The following is a 12,119-nucleotide window of genomic DNA, read 5'->3' as shown; positions in this document are numbered from 1 at the left end:
GTGGGGCGGGCGGTCATCTGGACATGCCCATCCTGACGAGCGTGCGGCGTTCCACGGCGCCGATCGCCCAGACCAGCACCGCGGCGAGCCCGGCGGCCATCAGGAGCGCGGCCCAGATCTGAGCGGTCTGGCCGTAGTAGCTGCCGGCCAGCATGCGCGCGCCGAGACCGCCTTTCTGCACCGGGAGTTCTCCGACGATGGCGCCCACGAGGCTGGCGGCGATGGCAATCTTCAGCGAGGCGAAGAGGTAGGGCACCGAAGCCGGCAGGCGCAGCTTCGTCAGCACGTCGCGGGTCGGCGCGTTGTATGTGCGCATCAGGTCCATCTGCATGCCGTCCGGCGAGCGCAGGCCCTTCACCATGCCGACCACCACAGGGAAGAACGACAGGTAGGCCGAGATCACCGCCTTGGGCAGCAGGCCCTGGATGCCGATGGAGTAGAGCACCACGATGATCATCGGCGCCAGCGCCACGATGGGGATGGTCTGGCTGACGATGGCCCAGGGCATGACGCTCATGTCCATGACGCGGCTGTGCACGATGCCGATGGCCAGCACGATGCCCAGCCCGGTGCCGATCAGGAAGCCCACGAAGGTCGCGTTCAGCGTGACGATGGCGTGATACAGAAGCCCGCGGTTCGACAGCGACCCGGACCTGACCAGCCCGCGCCGCCCGGTCAGCTCTTCGGTGACGGTCGAGTCGTAGAGTTCCGCCACGACCTGATGTGGGGCGGGCAGGCGCGGTCGGTCGAGCGACCAGCTTTCGCCGAGCGCGCCCAGGTTGCCGAAGACCAGCGCCCATGTGCCGGTGTCCCGGCGTTCCACGGCGGTGGCGGGTGTGACGGGTATTTCGGCACGTTCGGCGCGGGTCAGGGTCTCCTGCACGTTCATCGGCACGACGGCTGCGTACCATAACGCCAGGAGCGCCAGCACGACGCCGAGGAGCGGGGGGATGAAGCGGCTCATGATCCGTACCTCGACCATTCCATGCGCAGCCGGCGGAGCGGCACCGGCAGCGTTTCGTTTTCGATCCCCAGCGCGGTGAAGCCGTTGCGCCGCCAGAAGGTCTGGGCGCGGACGTTGGCCATCAGGGCGTTGACGCTGAGGAAGTCACGGCCCTCGCGGGCGGTTGCCAGCAGGGCGGAGCCGTGGCCTAGGCCCGGGGTCCGGCAGTTCAGCGCGCCGATGTGGCCATTGGCGGGATCCAGGGACAGGTAGGCTTCGACCGGTTCGCCGATCACCCAGATGATCCGGTACCGGAGCGCGCCTTCGAACATCTCGCGGACCTTCTCTGCCGGGGTGGCGCGTTGCAGCCATGGCGTGCCGTCGATCCAGCCGTTCACCACGTCTGCGCATTGCGGCAGGTCGTCGGTTTCGGCCAGGCGGATCATGACGTGCCCTCCGCGCGGGTCCAGTCCATCCGCAGCATCTGCGGCGCGCCGTCGCGGTCGGCGTCGAGGCGGGCGGTCTCCACGAAGCCTTCGCGGCGGTAAAACGTCTGCGCCCGGGTGTTGGGCACGTAGACCGTGAGCCAGAGGCGGTCGCGGCTCGTCTTGGCGAGGTCCATCAGCCGCTTGCCGGTGCCCTGGCCGGGGCGGGTCAGGTAGAGCGCGCCGATCTTGTCTTCGGCCGGGTCGACGGAGAGGTAACCCGCGACCGGATCGCCCACCACGTGGATGTCGCGGGCCGGGAAGGCCGTTGTCAGGTGGCCGGTCAGCGTCGCGACGTCGGGCGTGTCGTGGATGTATCCGCTGGCGCGCTCCCAGTCGTGCACGATCCGCGCGCAGGCGGGCATGTCGGCAAGGGTGGCGGCGCGGATCGCTGTCATTCATCGTACCCCGCGCGCAGCCCTTCGCGGACGCGGTGGGCGATCTCGATGAATTCGGGCGTGTCGCGGATGTCGAGCGGGCGGTCCTTCGGCAGGGGGCTTTCGATCACGTCGGTGATCCGGCCCGGGCGCGGGCTCATGACAACGATGTGGGTCGAGAGATAGACCGCCTCGGGGATCGAGTGGGTGACGAAGGCGATGGTCTTGCCGGTCTTGTCCCAGAGGCGCAGGACCTCCTCGTTCAGGCGGTCGCGGACGATCTCGTCGAGGGCGCCGAAAGGTTCGTCCATCAGGAGGATGTCGGCGTCGAAGGCCAGGGCGCGGGCGATGGACGCGCGCTGCTGCATGCCGCCGGACAGCTGCCAGGGGAATTTTTTCTCGAAACCGGAAAGCTCGACGAGGTCCAGCACGCGGGCGATGCGTTGCTGCCGCTCGGCCCTGGCGTAGCCCATGATTTCGAGCGGGAGGGCGATGTTGCGCCCGATGGTGCGCCACGGGTAGAGCCCCGCCGCCTGGAAGACGTAGCCGTAGGCGCGGGACCGGCGGGCCTCGTCCGGGGTCATGCCGTTCACCGTCAGCGTCCCGCCGGTTGGGTGTTCGAGCGCGGCCATGCAGCGCAGGAAGGTGGTCTTGCCGCAGCCCGAGGGGCCGATGAACGACACGAAGGCGCCCTTGGGGATGTCGAGGGAGACATCCTTCAGCGCGTGGACCGGGCCGTCGGCCGTCTGGAAGGTCAGGTCCAGGTTCTGTGCCTGGATCACCGGTTGGGCTGTCATCGAACGAAGCTCCGGAGGTTGGCCTGTCCGGCGGCGGGGCCGGAAAGGCAAGCATGGGCGACCGGGCGCGGGCCGCGCCGTCGGGCCGAGTTTTCGGGGCGTGCCGGACTGGCGTCAAGGGATGCCACGGGGCGCAGAGCGCAGAAGTCCGGACCGCGTCCCTGCGGCATCATCGGGCCACCGGGCGCGCGCGGCGGTGCGGGGTGGCGTGCGGCGTGACGGTGCCTTTGATCGAGGAGGTGCATGTGGTCATCGGGGTGCCGGTGTCCTGCGGGCGTCCGTGCGGTGTGACATCCGGGTGGTTGCGTCGGCACATCCCTTAGGCCTGGTGCGGGCTGCCATGTTGCGGTGAGTATTTGTGAAGCAGAGAAACAGTGGCACGCGCGTTGCGGTGACGGGGCGCAGGGTGTCCCTCTGGCCGGCATCGCGGCATGAGGGCCGGCGTGGGCGGCAGGCGGACGGGGCGGGCTGCACCGTTGCGTCGGACCGCAGGGGGCCGCGGGCGTCGGAGGTGTGGGCCGGTCGGGGTTGGGCGCGCCGCGCGGGGTATGCGGCCCGATCCCGTCGAAGCGGGACGGGATGGGTTGCGCGCCCGGTTTCCGGATGGCGGTCATGGCGTTGGGCCTGCGTGCGATTTTTTTGGCCCCCGGGTGCTGGCGGCGCGGCCCCCCGGGGATCCGGCAAGGTGTGGTGCTGTATCGGTTCGCCGCCGCCGCGCCGCCGCAAGGAGGGCGCGCGCCCCGGCTTTTGCGGGGCGGGCACCGTCCGGGCCATGACCAGCGTTTCGGCCAAGCGTCATACCCCGCTTGCCGGGATGCCGGACCGCTGTACCGGGCGCGGCGCGGTGAGGTCCTTCCACTTCGACAAAGCGGTGTTGGTGGGCGTGCCGGCCTTGCGCTCGACGAACTGGCCGTGGCCTTCCCGGGAGGTCAGCGTGCCGTCGGTGACGGCGACGTGGCCGCGTGTCATGACGTAGCGCGGCAGGCCTTTCACCTTCTTGCCCTCGAAGACGTTGTAGTCGATGGCGCTGACCTGCGCGGCAGCGGAGATGGTCTTTTCCTTCTCCGGGTCGAGCACGAGGATGTCGGCGTCCGAGCCCACGCGGATCGCGCCTTTCCTCGGGTAGCAGTTGAGGATCTTGGCGATGTTGGTGGAGGTGACGGCGACGAATTCCTCGGGCGTCAGGCGGCCGGAGCCCACGCCTTGCGTCCAGAGCATCGGGATGCGGTCCTCGAGCCCGCCGGTGCCGTTGGGGATCTTGGTGAAATCTCCGACGCCGTAGCGCTTCTGGTCGGTGGTGAAGGCGCAGTGGTCGGTGGCCACGACGCTGAGCGAGCCGCTCATCAGGCCGGCCCAGAGGCTGTCCTGATGCTTCTGGTTGCGGAAGGGGGGCGACATGACGCGGCGGGCGGCGTGGTCCCAGTCCTGGTTGAAGTATTCGCTTTCGTCGAGGGTCAGGTGCTGGATCAGCGGTTCGCCCCAGACGCGCTTGCCCTGCTGGCGGGCGCGGCGGATGGCCTCGTGCGCCTCTTCGCAGGAGACGTGCACGACATAAAGCGGCACGCCCGCCATGTCGGCGATCATGATGGCGCGGTTGGCGGCCTCCCCCTCGACCTGAGGCGGGCGCGAATAGGCGTGGGCCTCGGGTCCGGTGTTGCCCTCGGCCAGCAGCTTGGCGGACAGTTCGGCCACCACGTCGCCGTTTTCCGCGTGCACCATGGCGATACCGCCCAGTTCGGCGAGGCGCTGGAACGAGGCGTACATCTCGTCGTCGTTCACCATCAGCGCGCCCTTGTAGGCCATGAAGTGCTTGAAGGTGGTGATGCCGCGGGTGTCGATCACGGTCTTCATCTCGTCGAAGACCTGCTCGCCCCACCATGTCACGGCCATGTGGTAGGAGTAGTCGCAATGGGCGCGACCGGCCTTGTTGTCCCACATCTGGAGCGCGTCCAGCAGGCCCTGACCGGGGGAGGGCAGGGCGAAGTCCACCACCATCGTCGTGCCGCCCGCCAGCGCCGCCTGCGTGCCGCTGTCGAAGTCGTCGGTGGAGTAGGTGCCCATGAAGGGCATTTCCAGGTGGGTGTGCGGGTCGATGCCGCCGGGCATGACATAGCAGCCGGTGGCGTCCAGTTCCTTGTCGCCCTTCAGGCCCTCGCCGATCTCGGTGATGATGCCGTTCTCGACCGCGACATCGGCCTTGTAGCTCAGGTCGGCGGTGACGACGGTGCCGTTCTTGATGACTGTGGTGGTCATGTGATGCTCCCTGTGTTCGGGTCGTTGCCCGGTGTCTCGGTGAAGGCCCGGGCCAGATGCGCCGTGGCGCGCCGGTGCCAGTGATCCGCGTCTGGGCGGAAGGCTATGTCGTTCTGCCGCTCGATCGCGGCCTCCAGGTTCCAGAGGGCTTGAGCCTCGGGCAGGTTGCCCGCTTCGGCCTGTGCGTCCCCAAGCCTGTCCGCCAGCCCGGCGAGCACGCAGATGTCCGCCACCGAGAGGGTCACGGTCACCGGGGCATCGAGGTCGACATCGGGCAGCGTCATGCGGATCAACCCACGCAGTTCAGGAAATGGAACTTGCCGTCCTGACGATAGTAGAAGCACAGGTCGTCCGTCACGAAGACTTCGCTGAGGGGGATGCCGTCGGGCAGGCCCTCCGCGATGCCGAGCGGCAGGTCGAAGTCCACCGGTTTGACCTTGATGGTGTCGGCGGGCAGCGGATCGGCCCCGAAGGTGGCCATTGCAAGCAACACGATGCAGCCGATCAGGGAAAGCGAGAGGCGGTTCATTGGCAGGTCCCGTACGTCGCGGTGAGGTCGCGATCCTTGAAGATGAGAGACAGTCCGGCAGCCTCGGCCGCAGCGCAGGCGCCGGCGTCGGGCGCGCGGTATTCGGCGGCGAACACCGGCTTGCCCGCCGCCACGTAGGGCGCGAAGGCGTCGCACCAGCCGTGTTCGTGACAGCTTTCGAGGATCGCGAAATCCAGCGTCGGGGCCAGAGCGGCGGCGAGGTCGGGGGCGTTCTTCTGGCCGATCTCCAGCCCCAGCGCATGGGCGCTCTCGGCCAGCAGCGCGACATAGTCGCGGGTGTCGTCGGGCGTCAGCGCAAAGCCGGAGTCGTTCAGGTGGGCGTCCATGTTGTCCGGCTCCACCGCGTCGAAGCCCGCATCGGCGCAGCGCCGGAACCGGTCGGTCATGACCGGCAGCAGCACGTCGTGGCGGCGGATGTCGAGGTAGCGTTCGTCGGGCCAGTCGGGCAGCGTTTTGCCGAGCACGTCGCCGGGCACGTCGAGGGGGCGCCAGGCTTCCCATGTGCCGACTGATACGTAGCAGATCAGCTTCACCCCGCGGGCTTTCAGCGCGTCGATATCGGCCTGCGGGTGGTTCTGCGGGTCGAGGTCCATGACCTCCACCGCGCGGGACAGGTCGAAAGGTTCGGTCAGCTGCCAGTCCCATGTCGGCTGCGCGGCGGCGGGCGTGGCGAGCGAAGCCGCCCATGCAACCGCCAGCACGGTGCCCGCGTTGATGAGGAAACGGCGGCCCATGGCCGCATTGCCCGAAGATGAGGACATCCGATGAACGACACCGACATCCGCCTGCACGAGGCGCTTGAGAACATGTTTGACACCAAGACGGACACCGGCAACGACACGCTTGAGGTCACGGCCCGGGAACTGGCCAATGCCGCCGAGGTGGAGGGCAAGACCGGGTCCGTCAGCACCGAGGCGGCGATGGCCGTCCTGCGCGAGGTCGCAGGTCCGGGCGACGAGATCGACGGCGAGACTGCGCGGTTTGCCATGCCGCGCAGCGCCGCCTAGGCGGTCGGACATCAGGCGACCGGGGCGCCGATAAGCGCCATCCGCACCGGGAACGGTCGGTTTATGTCCGCCCGGGGCCTGACAGGCCGGATTTTGCAATTGCGGGCGGGTCATTCTATCGTGCAGGCGGCCCAACGCCCGCCTGCGCCCGTGCCTTGCCAGCATTCGTAAGCGACGCGACCGCTGCGGTAGACGACCTTGAAGCAGCGCGACGCTTCTGCGGCTGATTTGGTGGCAGAGGTCATCAGCGCGTCCGGCGCGACGCCTGCCGGCGGTTCCACAGCGGACAGCATGTCGCTGTTGGCCGATAGGATGGCGCTGGCCATGGCGGCGACCGTCAGGTCGTCCTGCTGTTCGGGTACAAAGAACAGGTCCTTGCCGGGGTTCTCTCGGCGCAGCGCCGCGAGGGCGCCCGCGCGACCCGCAACGCTTTGACGAGCGGTGCCGTTCCGATCCAGTGCAATCCAAGTGAAGCCCATGTCCGCTATGTCCCCGGAGTCCTAGGATACGATTTCCGCCGTCTCGACCACCGCGTGGAACAGGACGTCCGTCCCGGCCTTGGCCCATTCCTTTGAGATCTCCTCGGCCTCGTTGTGCGACAGGCCGTCGACGCAGGGGCACATGATCATCGCGGTCGGCGCCACGTCGTTGATCCAGCAGGCATCGTGACCCGCGCCGGACACGAGGTTCATGTGGCTGTAGCCCAACCGCTCGGCGGCGTTGCGCACGGCGGTCACGCAGCCTTCGTCGAAGGTGACCGGATCGAAGTGGCCGACCGGCTCGATCTCCAGCCCGAGGCCCAGCTCGTCGGCGATCTGCTGCGCCTTGGCCTCGTACTGTTCGCGCATGGAGGTGAGTTTTTCGAGGTCGGGAGAGCGGAAGTCGACGGTGAACACCACCTTGCCCGGGATCACGTTGCGCGAGTTCGGATAGACGTCGCACTGCCCGACGGCGCCCACCGCGTGCGGCTGGTGGGCCATCGCGATCTGATGCGCGGCCTCGGTCATCCGGGCCATGCCGAGCCCTGCGTTGACCCGCATGTTCATCGGGGTGGAGCCGGTGTGCGCGTCCTTGCCGGTGACCGTGCATTGCAGCCACCACAGGCCCTGGCCGTGGGTGACGACGCCGATGTCCTTGCCTTCGGCCTCCAGGATCGGGCCCTGTTCGATGTGCAGTTCGAACATGGCGTGCATCTTGCGGGCGCCGACCTTTTCTTCGCCCTTCCAGCCGACGCGCTCCAGCTCGTCGCCGAAGCTCTTGCCCTCCGCGTCCTCGCGGTCATAGGCCCATTGCAGGTCGTGCTTGCCGGCGAAGACGCCGGAGGCCAGCATCGCCGGGGCGAAGCGGGTGCCTTCCTCGTTGGTCCAGTTGGTCACGACGATGGGGTGCTTCGTCCGGATGCCGGTGTCGTTGAGCGAGCGGATGACCTCCAGCCCGCCGAGAACGCCCAGCACGCCGTCGTACTTGCCGCCGGTGGGCTGCGTGTCGAGGTGGCTGCCCACGTAGACCGGCAGGGCGTCCGGGTCGGTGCCCTCGCGGCGCGCGAACATGTTGCCGATCTCGTCCAGCCCCATGGTGCAGCCGGCCTCTTCGCACCAGGTCTTGAACAGCGCGCGGCCCTCGGCATCGGAGTCGGTCAGGGTCTGGCGGTTGTTGCCGCCCGCGACGCCCGGTCCGATCTTCGCCATCTCCATCAGGCTGTCCCAGAGGCGGTCGCCGTTGATCGTGAGATTTGCGGCTGGTGCTGCCATTTCGTACACTCCCCTTCGGACCCCGGTGCCAAGGGTCTCTTGCGATTTGACCATTCGGTCAAAAGAACGCTACCAAAGGACAGATTCCAGTCAAGCGCCGCGCCGTGAATTCCGGCGGGCGCCTAAATAAAGGGCAGGCAGGGGCGGGGATGACGGAGAAAACGGCAGGCGTGCAGGCTCAGGAAGTCCGGCCGCAGACTCGGATCCAGAGGCAGAAAAGCGCGGCGATTCTGGAAGCGGGTCTGACCGTGTTTTCCGAAGCCGGGTTCCGGGGCGCGACACTTGACCGGATCGCGATGGAAGCGGGGCTTTCGAAGCCGAACCTGCTGTACTATTTCCCTTCGAAGGAAGCGATCTACGAGGCGCTCCTGCGCGAGTTGCTGGACACATGGCTGGACCCGTTGCGCGCCATCGACCCCTGCGGCGAACCGGTGGACGAGATCCTGGACTATGTGCGCCGTAAACTGGAAATGGCGCGCGACTTTCCCCGCGAAAGCCGGCTTTTCGCAAACGAGATCCTGCAAGGCGCGCCGCTGATCGGTCCCGTGCTGGCGGGCGAACTGCGCGACATGGTGGACGAGACGGCCCGCCTGATTGACGGCTGGATCGCGGAACGCCGCCTCGCCCCGATCGACGCACGGCATACGATCTTCTCGATCTGGGCGCAGACGCAGCATTATGCGGACTTCGACGTGCAGGTGCAGGCCGTGTTGGGCGGGCAGGATTTCGATGGCGCGGCAGCACACCTCGACACGCTTTTTCGCCGGTTGCTGCAGCGCTGACCAGCGGTGGAGAAGCGCGCGGAGGGGCCGCCGTTCACCACGCCTTTACCGGGATCGCGCAGGCTGGGGGCATGCAGACTCTCCCGCAGAAGGCCGGCCCGGCCCACCCACAGACTCTTCGACAGACTCTTCAGCAGAATTGTCGACTGTCGAACCACAGTCCCAACGAGCCGTGGCTCGCCCAGATTTTCGCCGCGAAGGCGGTGCGGACCGGCGGGGTCGTGCGGCGCGCGGTGCGGGACGTGGAGCGGGAGGTGGGGCGCGCCCGTCTCATGCAGGAGGTCGCGGCGCGCGGGTTCCACCTGATCGAATGTGGCGGGCAGTTCGTGATCGTCTGCCGGACCAGCGACCTTGTCGTCCATCTGTGAACGGAATAGGGCAGACTTTTCCTCGAAAAGTCTGCCGTGTCGAAGAGTTCTCGACGAGAACTCTTCACGGGTCGGGTGCCTTACTCCGCCGCTTTGGCCATCGGGTTGTTCGGATGGGTGGTCCAGTTGGCGTAATCCGCCTCGACCGTGCGGCCGGTGCGCGGATCGACAGAGCCAGGGGCCAGCCGTTCCATGGTGATACAATCCTCGACCGGGCAGACGTCTAGGCACAGGTTGCAGGCCACACATTCCGCATCGTTGACCTCGAAGGTCCGGTCCTCGTGCATCCAGATCGCCTGGTGGCTGGTGTCCTCGCAGGCGGCGAAGCACCGGCCGCATTTGATGCAGGCGTCCTGGTCGATCCGGGCCTTGGTGATGTAGTTCAGGTTCAGGTACTGCCAGTCGGTGACGTTGGGCACCGCCTTGCCGACGAAATCGGCGGTGGACGTGTAGCCCTTTTCGTCCATCCACTGGCTGAGGCCGCGCTTCATTTCCTCGACCACTTTGAAGCCGTAGGTCATGGCGGCGGTGCAGACCTGCACGTTGCCACAGCCCAGCACCATGAATTCCGCCGCGTCCCGCCAAGTGGTGACACCGCCGATGCCGGAGATCGGCAGGCCGTGGGTCTGCGGGTCGCGGGCGATTTCGGACACCATAGACAGGGCGATGGGCTTGACCGCCGGGCCGCAGTAGCCGCCGTGGCTGCCCTTGCCGTCGATGGTGGGTTCGGGTGCGAAACTGTCGAGGTCGACGGAAGTGATGGAGTTGATCGTGTTGATCAGCGACACCGCGTCGGCTCCGCCGTTCCGGGCCGCTGCGGCGGGTTTGCGGATATCGGTGATGTTCGGCGTCAGCTTCACGATCACCGGCTTGTCGTAGTACATCTTGCACCAGCGGGTGACCATCTCGATGTACTCGGGCACCTGGCCCACCGCCGCGCCCATGCCGCGCTCGGACATGCCGTGCGGGCAGCCGAAGTTCAGCTCGATCCCGTCGGCGCCGGTTTCCGCCACGCGGGGCAGGATGGCCTTCCAGGCGGCCTCCTCGCAGGGCACCATGATCGAGGCGATGAGCGCGCGGTCCGGGTAGTCGGCCTTCACCCGCGCCATTTCCTCGAGGTTGGTTTCGAGCGGCCGGTCGGTGATCAGTTCGATGTTGTTCAGTCCCAGCAGGCGGCGGTCGGCGCCGTGGATCGCGCCGTAGCGCGGGCCGTTGACGTTGACGACCGGCGGGCCTTCGGCGCCCAGCGTCTTCCAGACCACACCGCCCCAGCCGGCCTCGAAGGCGCGGCGGACGTTGTATTCCTTGTCGGTCGGCGGCGCGGAGGCCAGCCAGAAGGGGTTGGGGCTTGTGATGCCGACGAAATCGGTGGTGAGATCGGCCATGTGCTGTCTCCTTGGCGGACGGCCTCTGCGGTCTGGCGCGAGGCGTGGCAGGGGATGGGGCCCGGCGCTGCGGCCGGGACCGGTTCAGTCGGCGGTGAGCGTGGCGTGGATGTCCTCGGCGGCATCGCGGCCTTCGGCGACGGCCACGACGGTCAGGTCCTCGCCGTGGGTGCAGTCGCCGCCCGCCCAGACGCCCTGCAGGGACGTGCGGCCCGCGCCGGTGGTGGCGATCTTGCGTCCGTCGAGGTCGAGCCCCGCGGGCGGAGTGAGGCGCTGGCCGATGGCGCGGAAGACCTGGTCGGCGGGCAGGCGGATGGTCTCGCCGGTGCCTTGCAACTGGCCGCCCGCGTCGGAGGTGTATTCCAGTTCGATCTCCACGGCCTTGCCGTTGCCGTGCACCGCTTTCGGCATCGTGTTGGCGAGGATGCGCACGCCTTTCGAGGTGGCGAGGTCCTGCTCGTAGCGGCTGGCGGGCATCTGATCCTGTGCGCGGCGGTAGGAGAGCGTGACCGTCTCGGCGCCCAGCAGCTTGGCTTGGACGGCGGCGTCGATGGCCGTCATGCCGCCGCCGATCACCACCACGTTGCGCCCGATGGGCAGGCCAGCGAGGTCGGAGGCCTGCCGGAGGTCGGCGATGAAGGACACGGCGTCGGCCACGCCTTCGCGGTCCGCGCCTTCGGCGTCCAGCGCGTTGGTGTCGCCGAGACCGATGCCCAGGAACACCGCGTCGAAGTCGGCGCGCAGGCTGTCGAGGGTGATGTCAGCCCCCAATGCCTTGCCGTATTCCACCGCGATTCCACCGACTTGCAGCAACCAGGCGGCCTCGCGCGCGGCGAAGTCGTCGGTCGTCTTGTAGGCCGCGATGCCGTATTCGTTGAGGCCGCCGGGCTTCGGGCGGGCCTCGTAGACGGTGACGTCGTGGCCCTTCAGCGCAAGGCGGTGGGCACAGGAGAGGCCCGCCGGACCGGCACCGATCACGGCCACGCGCTTGCCGGTCGGGGCGGCGCGGGTGAACGGGTGGCTGTTGGCGGCCATCAGGCTGTCGGTGGCATGGCGCTGGAGGCGCCCGATCTCGACCGGCTTGCCTTCGGCGGCCTCGCGGACGCAGGCCTCTTCGCAAAGCGTTTCGGTCGGACAGACGCGGGCGCACATTCCGCCCAGGATGTTCTGTTCGAAGATCGTCCGCGCCGCGGCCTCTGGCTGACCGGTCGAAATCTGCCGGATGAACAACGGGATGTCGATGTCGGTCGGGCAAGCGGTGACGCAGGGCGCGTCGTGGCAGAAGTAGCAGCGGTCGGCGGCGACGGCGGCTTCGTGGGCATCGTAGGCCGGGTGCAGATCGGCGAAGTTTCCTGCCAGCGATTCCGGGTCGAGACGTCCCGGAACGATGCCTGGCGTATGCGGGCTGGACATGGCGGCTC

The 12,119-nt window shown here is 67.9% G+C and carries 15 protein-coding genes; 3 read left to right on the top strand and 12 right to left on the bottom strand.

Translation table 11 applies throughout. The features are described from left to right. Positions 1-13: 13 nt before the first annotated feature. The 8 genes from ABFK29_RS19310 to ABFK29_RS19275 form a co-directional block, all read right to left on the bottom strand. Positions 14-964, bottom strand: coding sequence for an ABC transporter permease (locus ABFK29_RS19310; RefSeq protein ID WP_005861414.1), 951 nt, complete (start codon positions 962-964; stop codon positions 14-16). Next, a complete protein-coding gene (locus ABFK29_RS19305) occupies positions 961-1,389 on the bottom strand; it encodes a GNAT family N-acetyltransferase (RefSeq protein ID WP_005861412.1) in 429 nt (142 codons plus the stop codon). Before ABFK29_RS19305 ends, ABFK29_RS19310 begins: the two co-directional genes overlap by 4 nt. Beyond that, a complete protein-coding gene (locus tag ABFK29_RS19300; protein WP_005861410.1) occupies positions 1,386-1,826 on the bottom strand; it encodes a GNAT family N-acetyltransferase in 441 nt (146 codons plus the stop codon). The genes ABFK29_RS19305 and ABFK29_RS19300 overlap by 4 nt, the downstream gene beginning before the upstream one ends. Then, the gene (locus ABFK29_RS19295) at positions 1,823-2,602 is read right to left on the bottom strand and encodes an ABC transporter ATP-binding protein (protein ID WP_005861408.1); all 780 of its coding nucleotides are present in this window, start codon (positions 2,600-2,602) and stop codon (positions 1,823-1,825) included. The genes ABFK29_RS19300 and ABFK29_RS19295 overlap by 4 nt, the downstream gene beginning before the upstream one ends. A gap of 795 nt (positions 2,603-3,397) precedes the next feature. Then, entirely contained in the window at positions 3,398-4,855 is a 1,458-nt protein-coding gene (gene hydA / locus ABFK29_RS19290; protein WP_005861406.1) for a dihydropyrimidinase, read from the bottom strand. Further along, on the bottom strand, positions 4,852-5,139 hold the full coding sequence (locus tag ABFK29_RS19285) for a hypothetical protein (protein WP_005861404.1): 288 nt from the start codon (positions 5,137-5,139) through the stop codon (positions 4,852-4,854). The genes hydA and ABFK29_RS19285 overlap by 4 nt, the downstream gene beginning before the upstream one ends. Before the next feature lie 5 nt (positions 5,140-5,144). Further along, a complete protein-coding gene (locus tag ABFK29_RS19280; protein ID WP_005861402.1) occupies positions 5,145-5,384 on the bottom strand; it encodes a hypothetical protein in 240 nt (79 codons plus the stop codon). After that, a complete protein-coding gene (locus ABFK29_RS19275; RefSeq protein ID WP_005861400.1) occupies positions 5,381-6,139 on the bottom strand; it encodes an endo alpha-1,4 polygalactosaminidase in 759 nt (252 codons plus the stop codon). Before ABFK29_RS19275 ends, ABFK29_RS19280 begins: the two co-directional genes overlap by 4 nt. Before the next feature lie 30 nt (positions 6,140-6,169). On the opposite strand from ABFK29_RS19275, the gene ABFK29_RS19270 reads away from it, so the two are divergent. Further along, positions 6,170-6,412, top strand: coding sequence for a hypothetical protein (locus ABFK29_RS19270; protein ID WP_005861398.1), 243 nt, complete (start codon positions 6,170-6,172; stop codon positions 6,410-6,412). Positions 6,413-6,522: 110 nt separating this feature from the next. On the opposite strand, the gene ABFK29_RS19265 is transcribed toward ABFK29_RS19270, so the two are convergent. Continuing rightward, entirely contained in the window at positions 6,523-6,891 is a 369-nt protein-coding gene (locus tag ABFK29_RS19265) for a hypothetical protein (protein ID WP_005861396.1), read from the bottom strand. A gap of 21 nt (positions 6,892-6,912) precedes the next feature. Next, a complete protein-coding gene (locus ABFK29_RS19260) occupies positions 6,913-8,163 on the bottom strand; it encodes a Zn-dependent hydrolase (protein ID WP_040604846.1) in 1,251 nt (416 codons plus the stop codon). Positions 8,164-8,312: 149 nt separating this feature from the next. Between ABFK29_RS19260 and ABFK29_RS19255 the strand changes: the two genes are divergently transcribed. Together ABFK29_RS19255 and ABFK29_RS19250 are read left to right on the top strand one after the other, a co-directional pair. Continuing rightward, the gene (locus tag ABFK29_RS19255) at positions 8,313-8,945 is read left to right on the top strand and encodes a TetR family transcriptional regulator C-terminal domain-containing protein (RefSeq protein WP_005861391.1); all 633 of its coding nucleotides are present in this window, start codon (positions 8,313-8,315) and stop codon (positions 8,943-8,945) included. A 71-nt stretch (positions 8,946-9,016) separates the two neighbouring features. Then, a complete protein-coding gene (locus ABFK29_RS19250; RefSeq protein ID WP_005861389.1) occupies positions 9,017-9,313 on the top strand; it encodes a hypothetical protein in 297 nt (98 codons plus the stop codon). Between the two features lie 80 nt (positions 9,314-9,393). Here the strand turns inward: ABFK29_RS19250 and preA are convergent, their stop codons facing one another. Beyond that, positions 9,394-10,698, bottom strand: coding sequence for an NAD-dependent dihydropyrimidine dehydrogenase subunit PreA (preA, locus tag ABFK29_RS19245; protein ID WP_005861387.1), 1,305 nt, complete (start codon positions 10,696-10,698; stop codon positions 9,394-9,396). 84 nt (positions 10,699-10,782) lie between these two features. Then, positions 10,783-12,111 carry an NAD(P)-dependent oxidoreductase gene (locus tag ABFK29_RS19240; protein WP_005861385.1) on the bottom strand — a complete coding sequence of 443 codons (1,329 nt, stop codon included), beginning with the start codon at positions 12,109-12,111 and terminating at the stop codon, positions 10,783-10,785. Between the last annotated feature and the right edge of the window lie 8 nt (positions 12,112-12,119).

The sequence above is a fragment of the Sagittula stellata E-37 genome (assembly GCF_039724765.1).
Lineage (GTDB): Bacteria > Pseudomonadota > Alphaproteobacteria > Rhodobacterales > Rhodobacteraceae > Sagittula > Sagittula stellata.
The sequence above is the reverse complement of the archived record's forward strand: the minus strand, read 5'-3'. Positions and strand labels throughout refer to the sequence as shown.

Bases quoted from the DNA above. Each gene is read 5' to 3' on its own strand.
- ABFK29_RS19310 (WP_005861414.1), bottom strand. From the start codon at position 964: ATGAGCCGCTTCATCCCCCCGCTCCTCGGCGTCGTGCTGGCGCTCCTG.
- ABFK29_RS19305 (WP_005861412.1), bottom strand. From the start codon at position 1,389: ATGATCCGCCTGGCCGAAACCGACGACCTGCCGCAATGCGCAGACGTG.
- ABFK29_RS19300 (WP_005861410.1), bottom strand. From the start codon at position 1,826: ATGACAGCGATCCGCGCCGCCACCCTTGCCGACATGCCCGCCTGCGCG.
- ABFK29_RS19295 (WP_005861408.1), bottom strand. From the start codon at position 2,602: ATGACAGCCCAACCGGTGATCCAGGCACAGAACCTGGACCTGACCTTC.
- hydA (WP_005861406.1), bottom strand. From the start codon at position 4,855: ATGACCACCACAGTCATCAAGAACGGCACCGTCGTCACCGCCGACCTG.
- ABFK29_RS19285 (WP_005861404.1), bottom strand. From the start codon at position 5,139: ATGACGCTGCCCGATGTCGACCTCGATGCCCCGGTGACCGTGACCCTC.
- ABFK29_RS19280 (WP_005861402.1), bottom strand. From the start codon at position 5,384: ATGAACCGCCTCTCGCTTTCCCTGATCGGCTGCATCGTGTTGCTTGCA.
- ABFK29_RS19275 (WP_005861400.1), bottom strand. From the start codon at position 6,139: ATGGGCCGCCGTTTCCTCATCAACGCGGGCACCGTGCTGGCGGTTGCA.
- ABFK29_RS19270 (WP_005861398.1), top strand. From the start codon at position 6,170: ATGAACGACACCGACATCCGCCTGCACGAGGCGCTTGAGAACATGTTT.
- ABFK29_RS19265 (WP_005861396.1), bottom strand. From the start codon at position 6,891: ATGGGCTTCACTTGGATTGCACTGGATCGGAACGGCACCGCTCGTCAA.
- ABFK29_RS19260 (WP_040604846.1), bottom strand. From the start codon at position 8,163: ATGGCAGCACCAGCCGCAAATCTCACGATCAACGGCGACCGCCTCTGG.
- ABFK29_RS19255 (WP_005861391.1), top strand. From the start codon at position 8,313: ATGACGGAGAAAACGGCAGGCGTGCAGGCTCAGGAAGTCCGGCCGCAG.
- ABFK29_RS19250 (WP_005861389.1), top strand. From the start codon at position 9,017: ATGCAGACTCTCCCGCAGAAGGCCGGCCCGGCCCACCCACAGACTCTT.
- preA (WP_005861387.1), bottom strand. From the start codon at position 10,698: ATGGCCGATCTCACCACCGATTTCGTCGGCATCACAAGCCCCAACCCC.
- ABFK29_RS19240 (WP_005861385.1), bottom strand. From the start codon at position 12,111: ATGTCCAGCCCGCATACGCCAGGCATCGTTCCGGGACGTCTCGACCCG.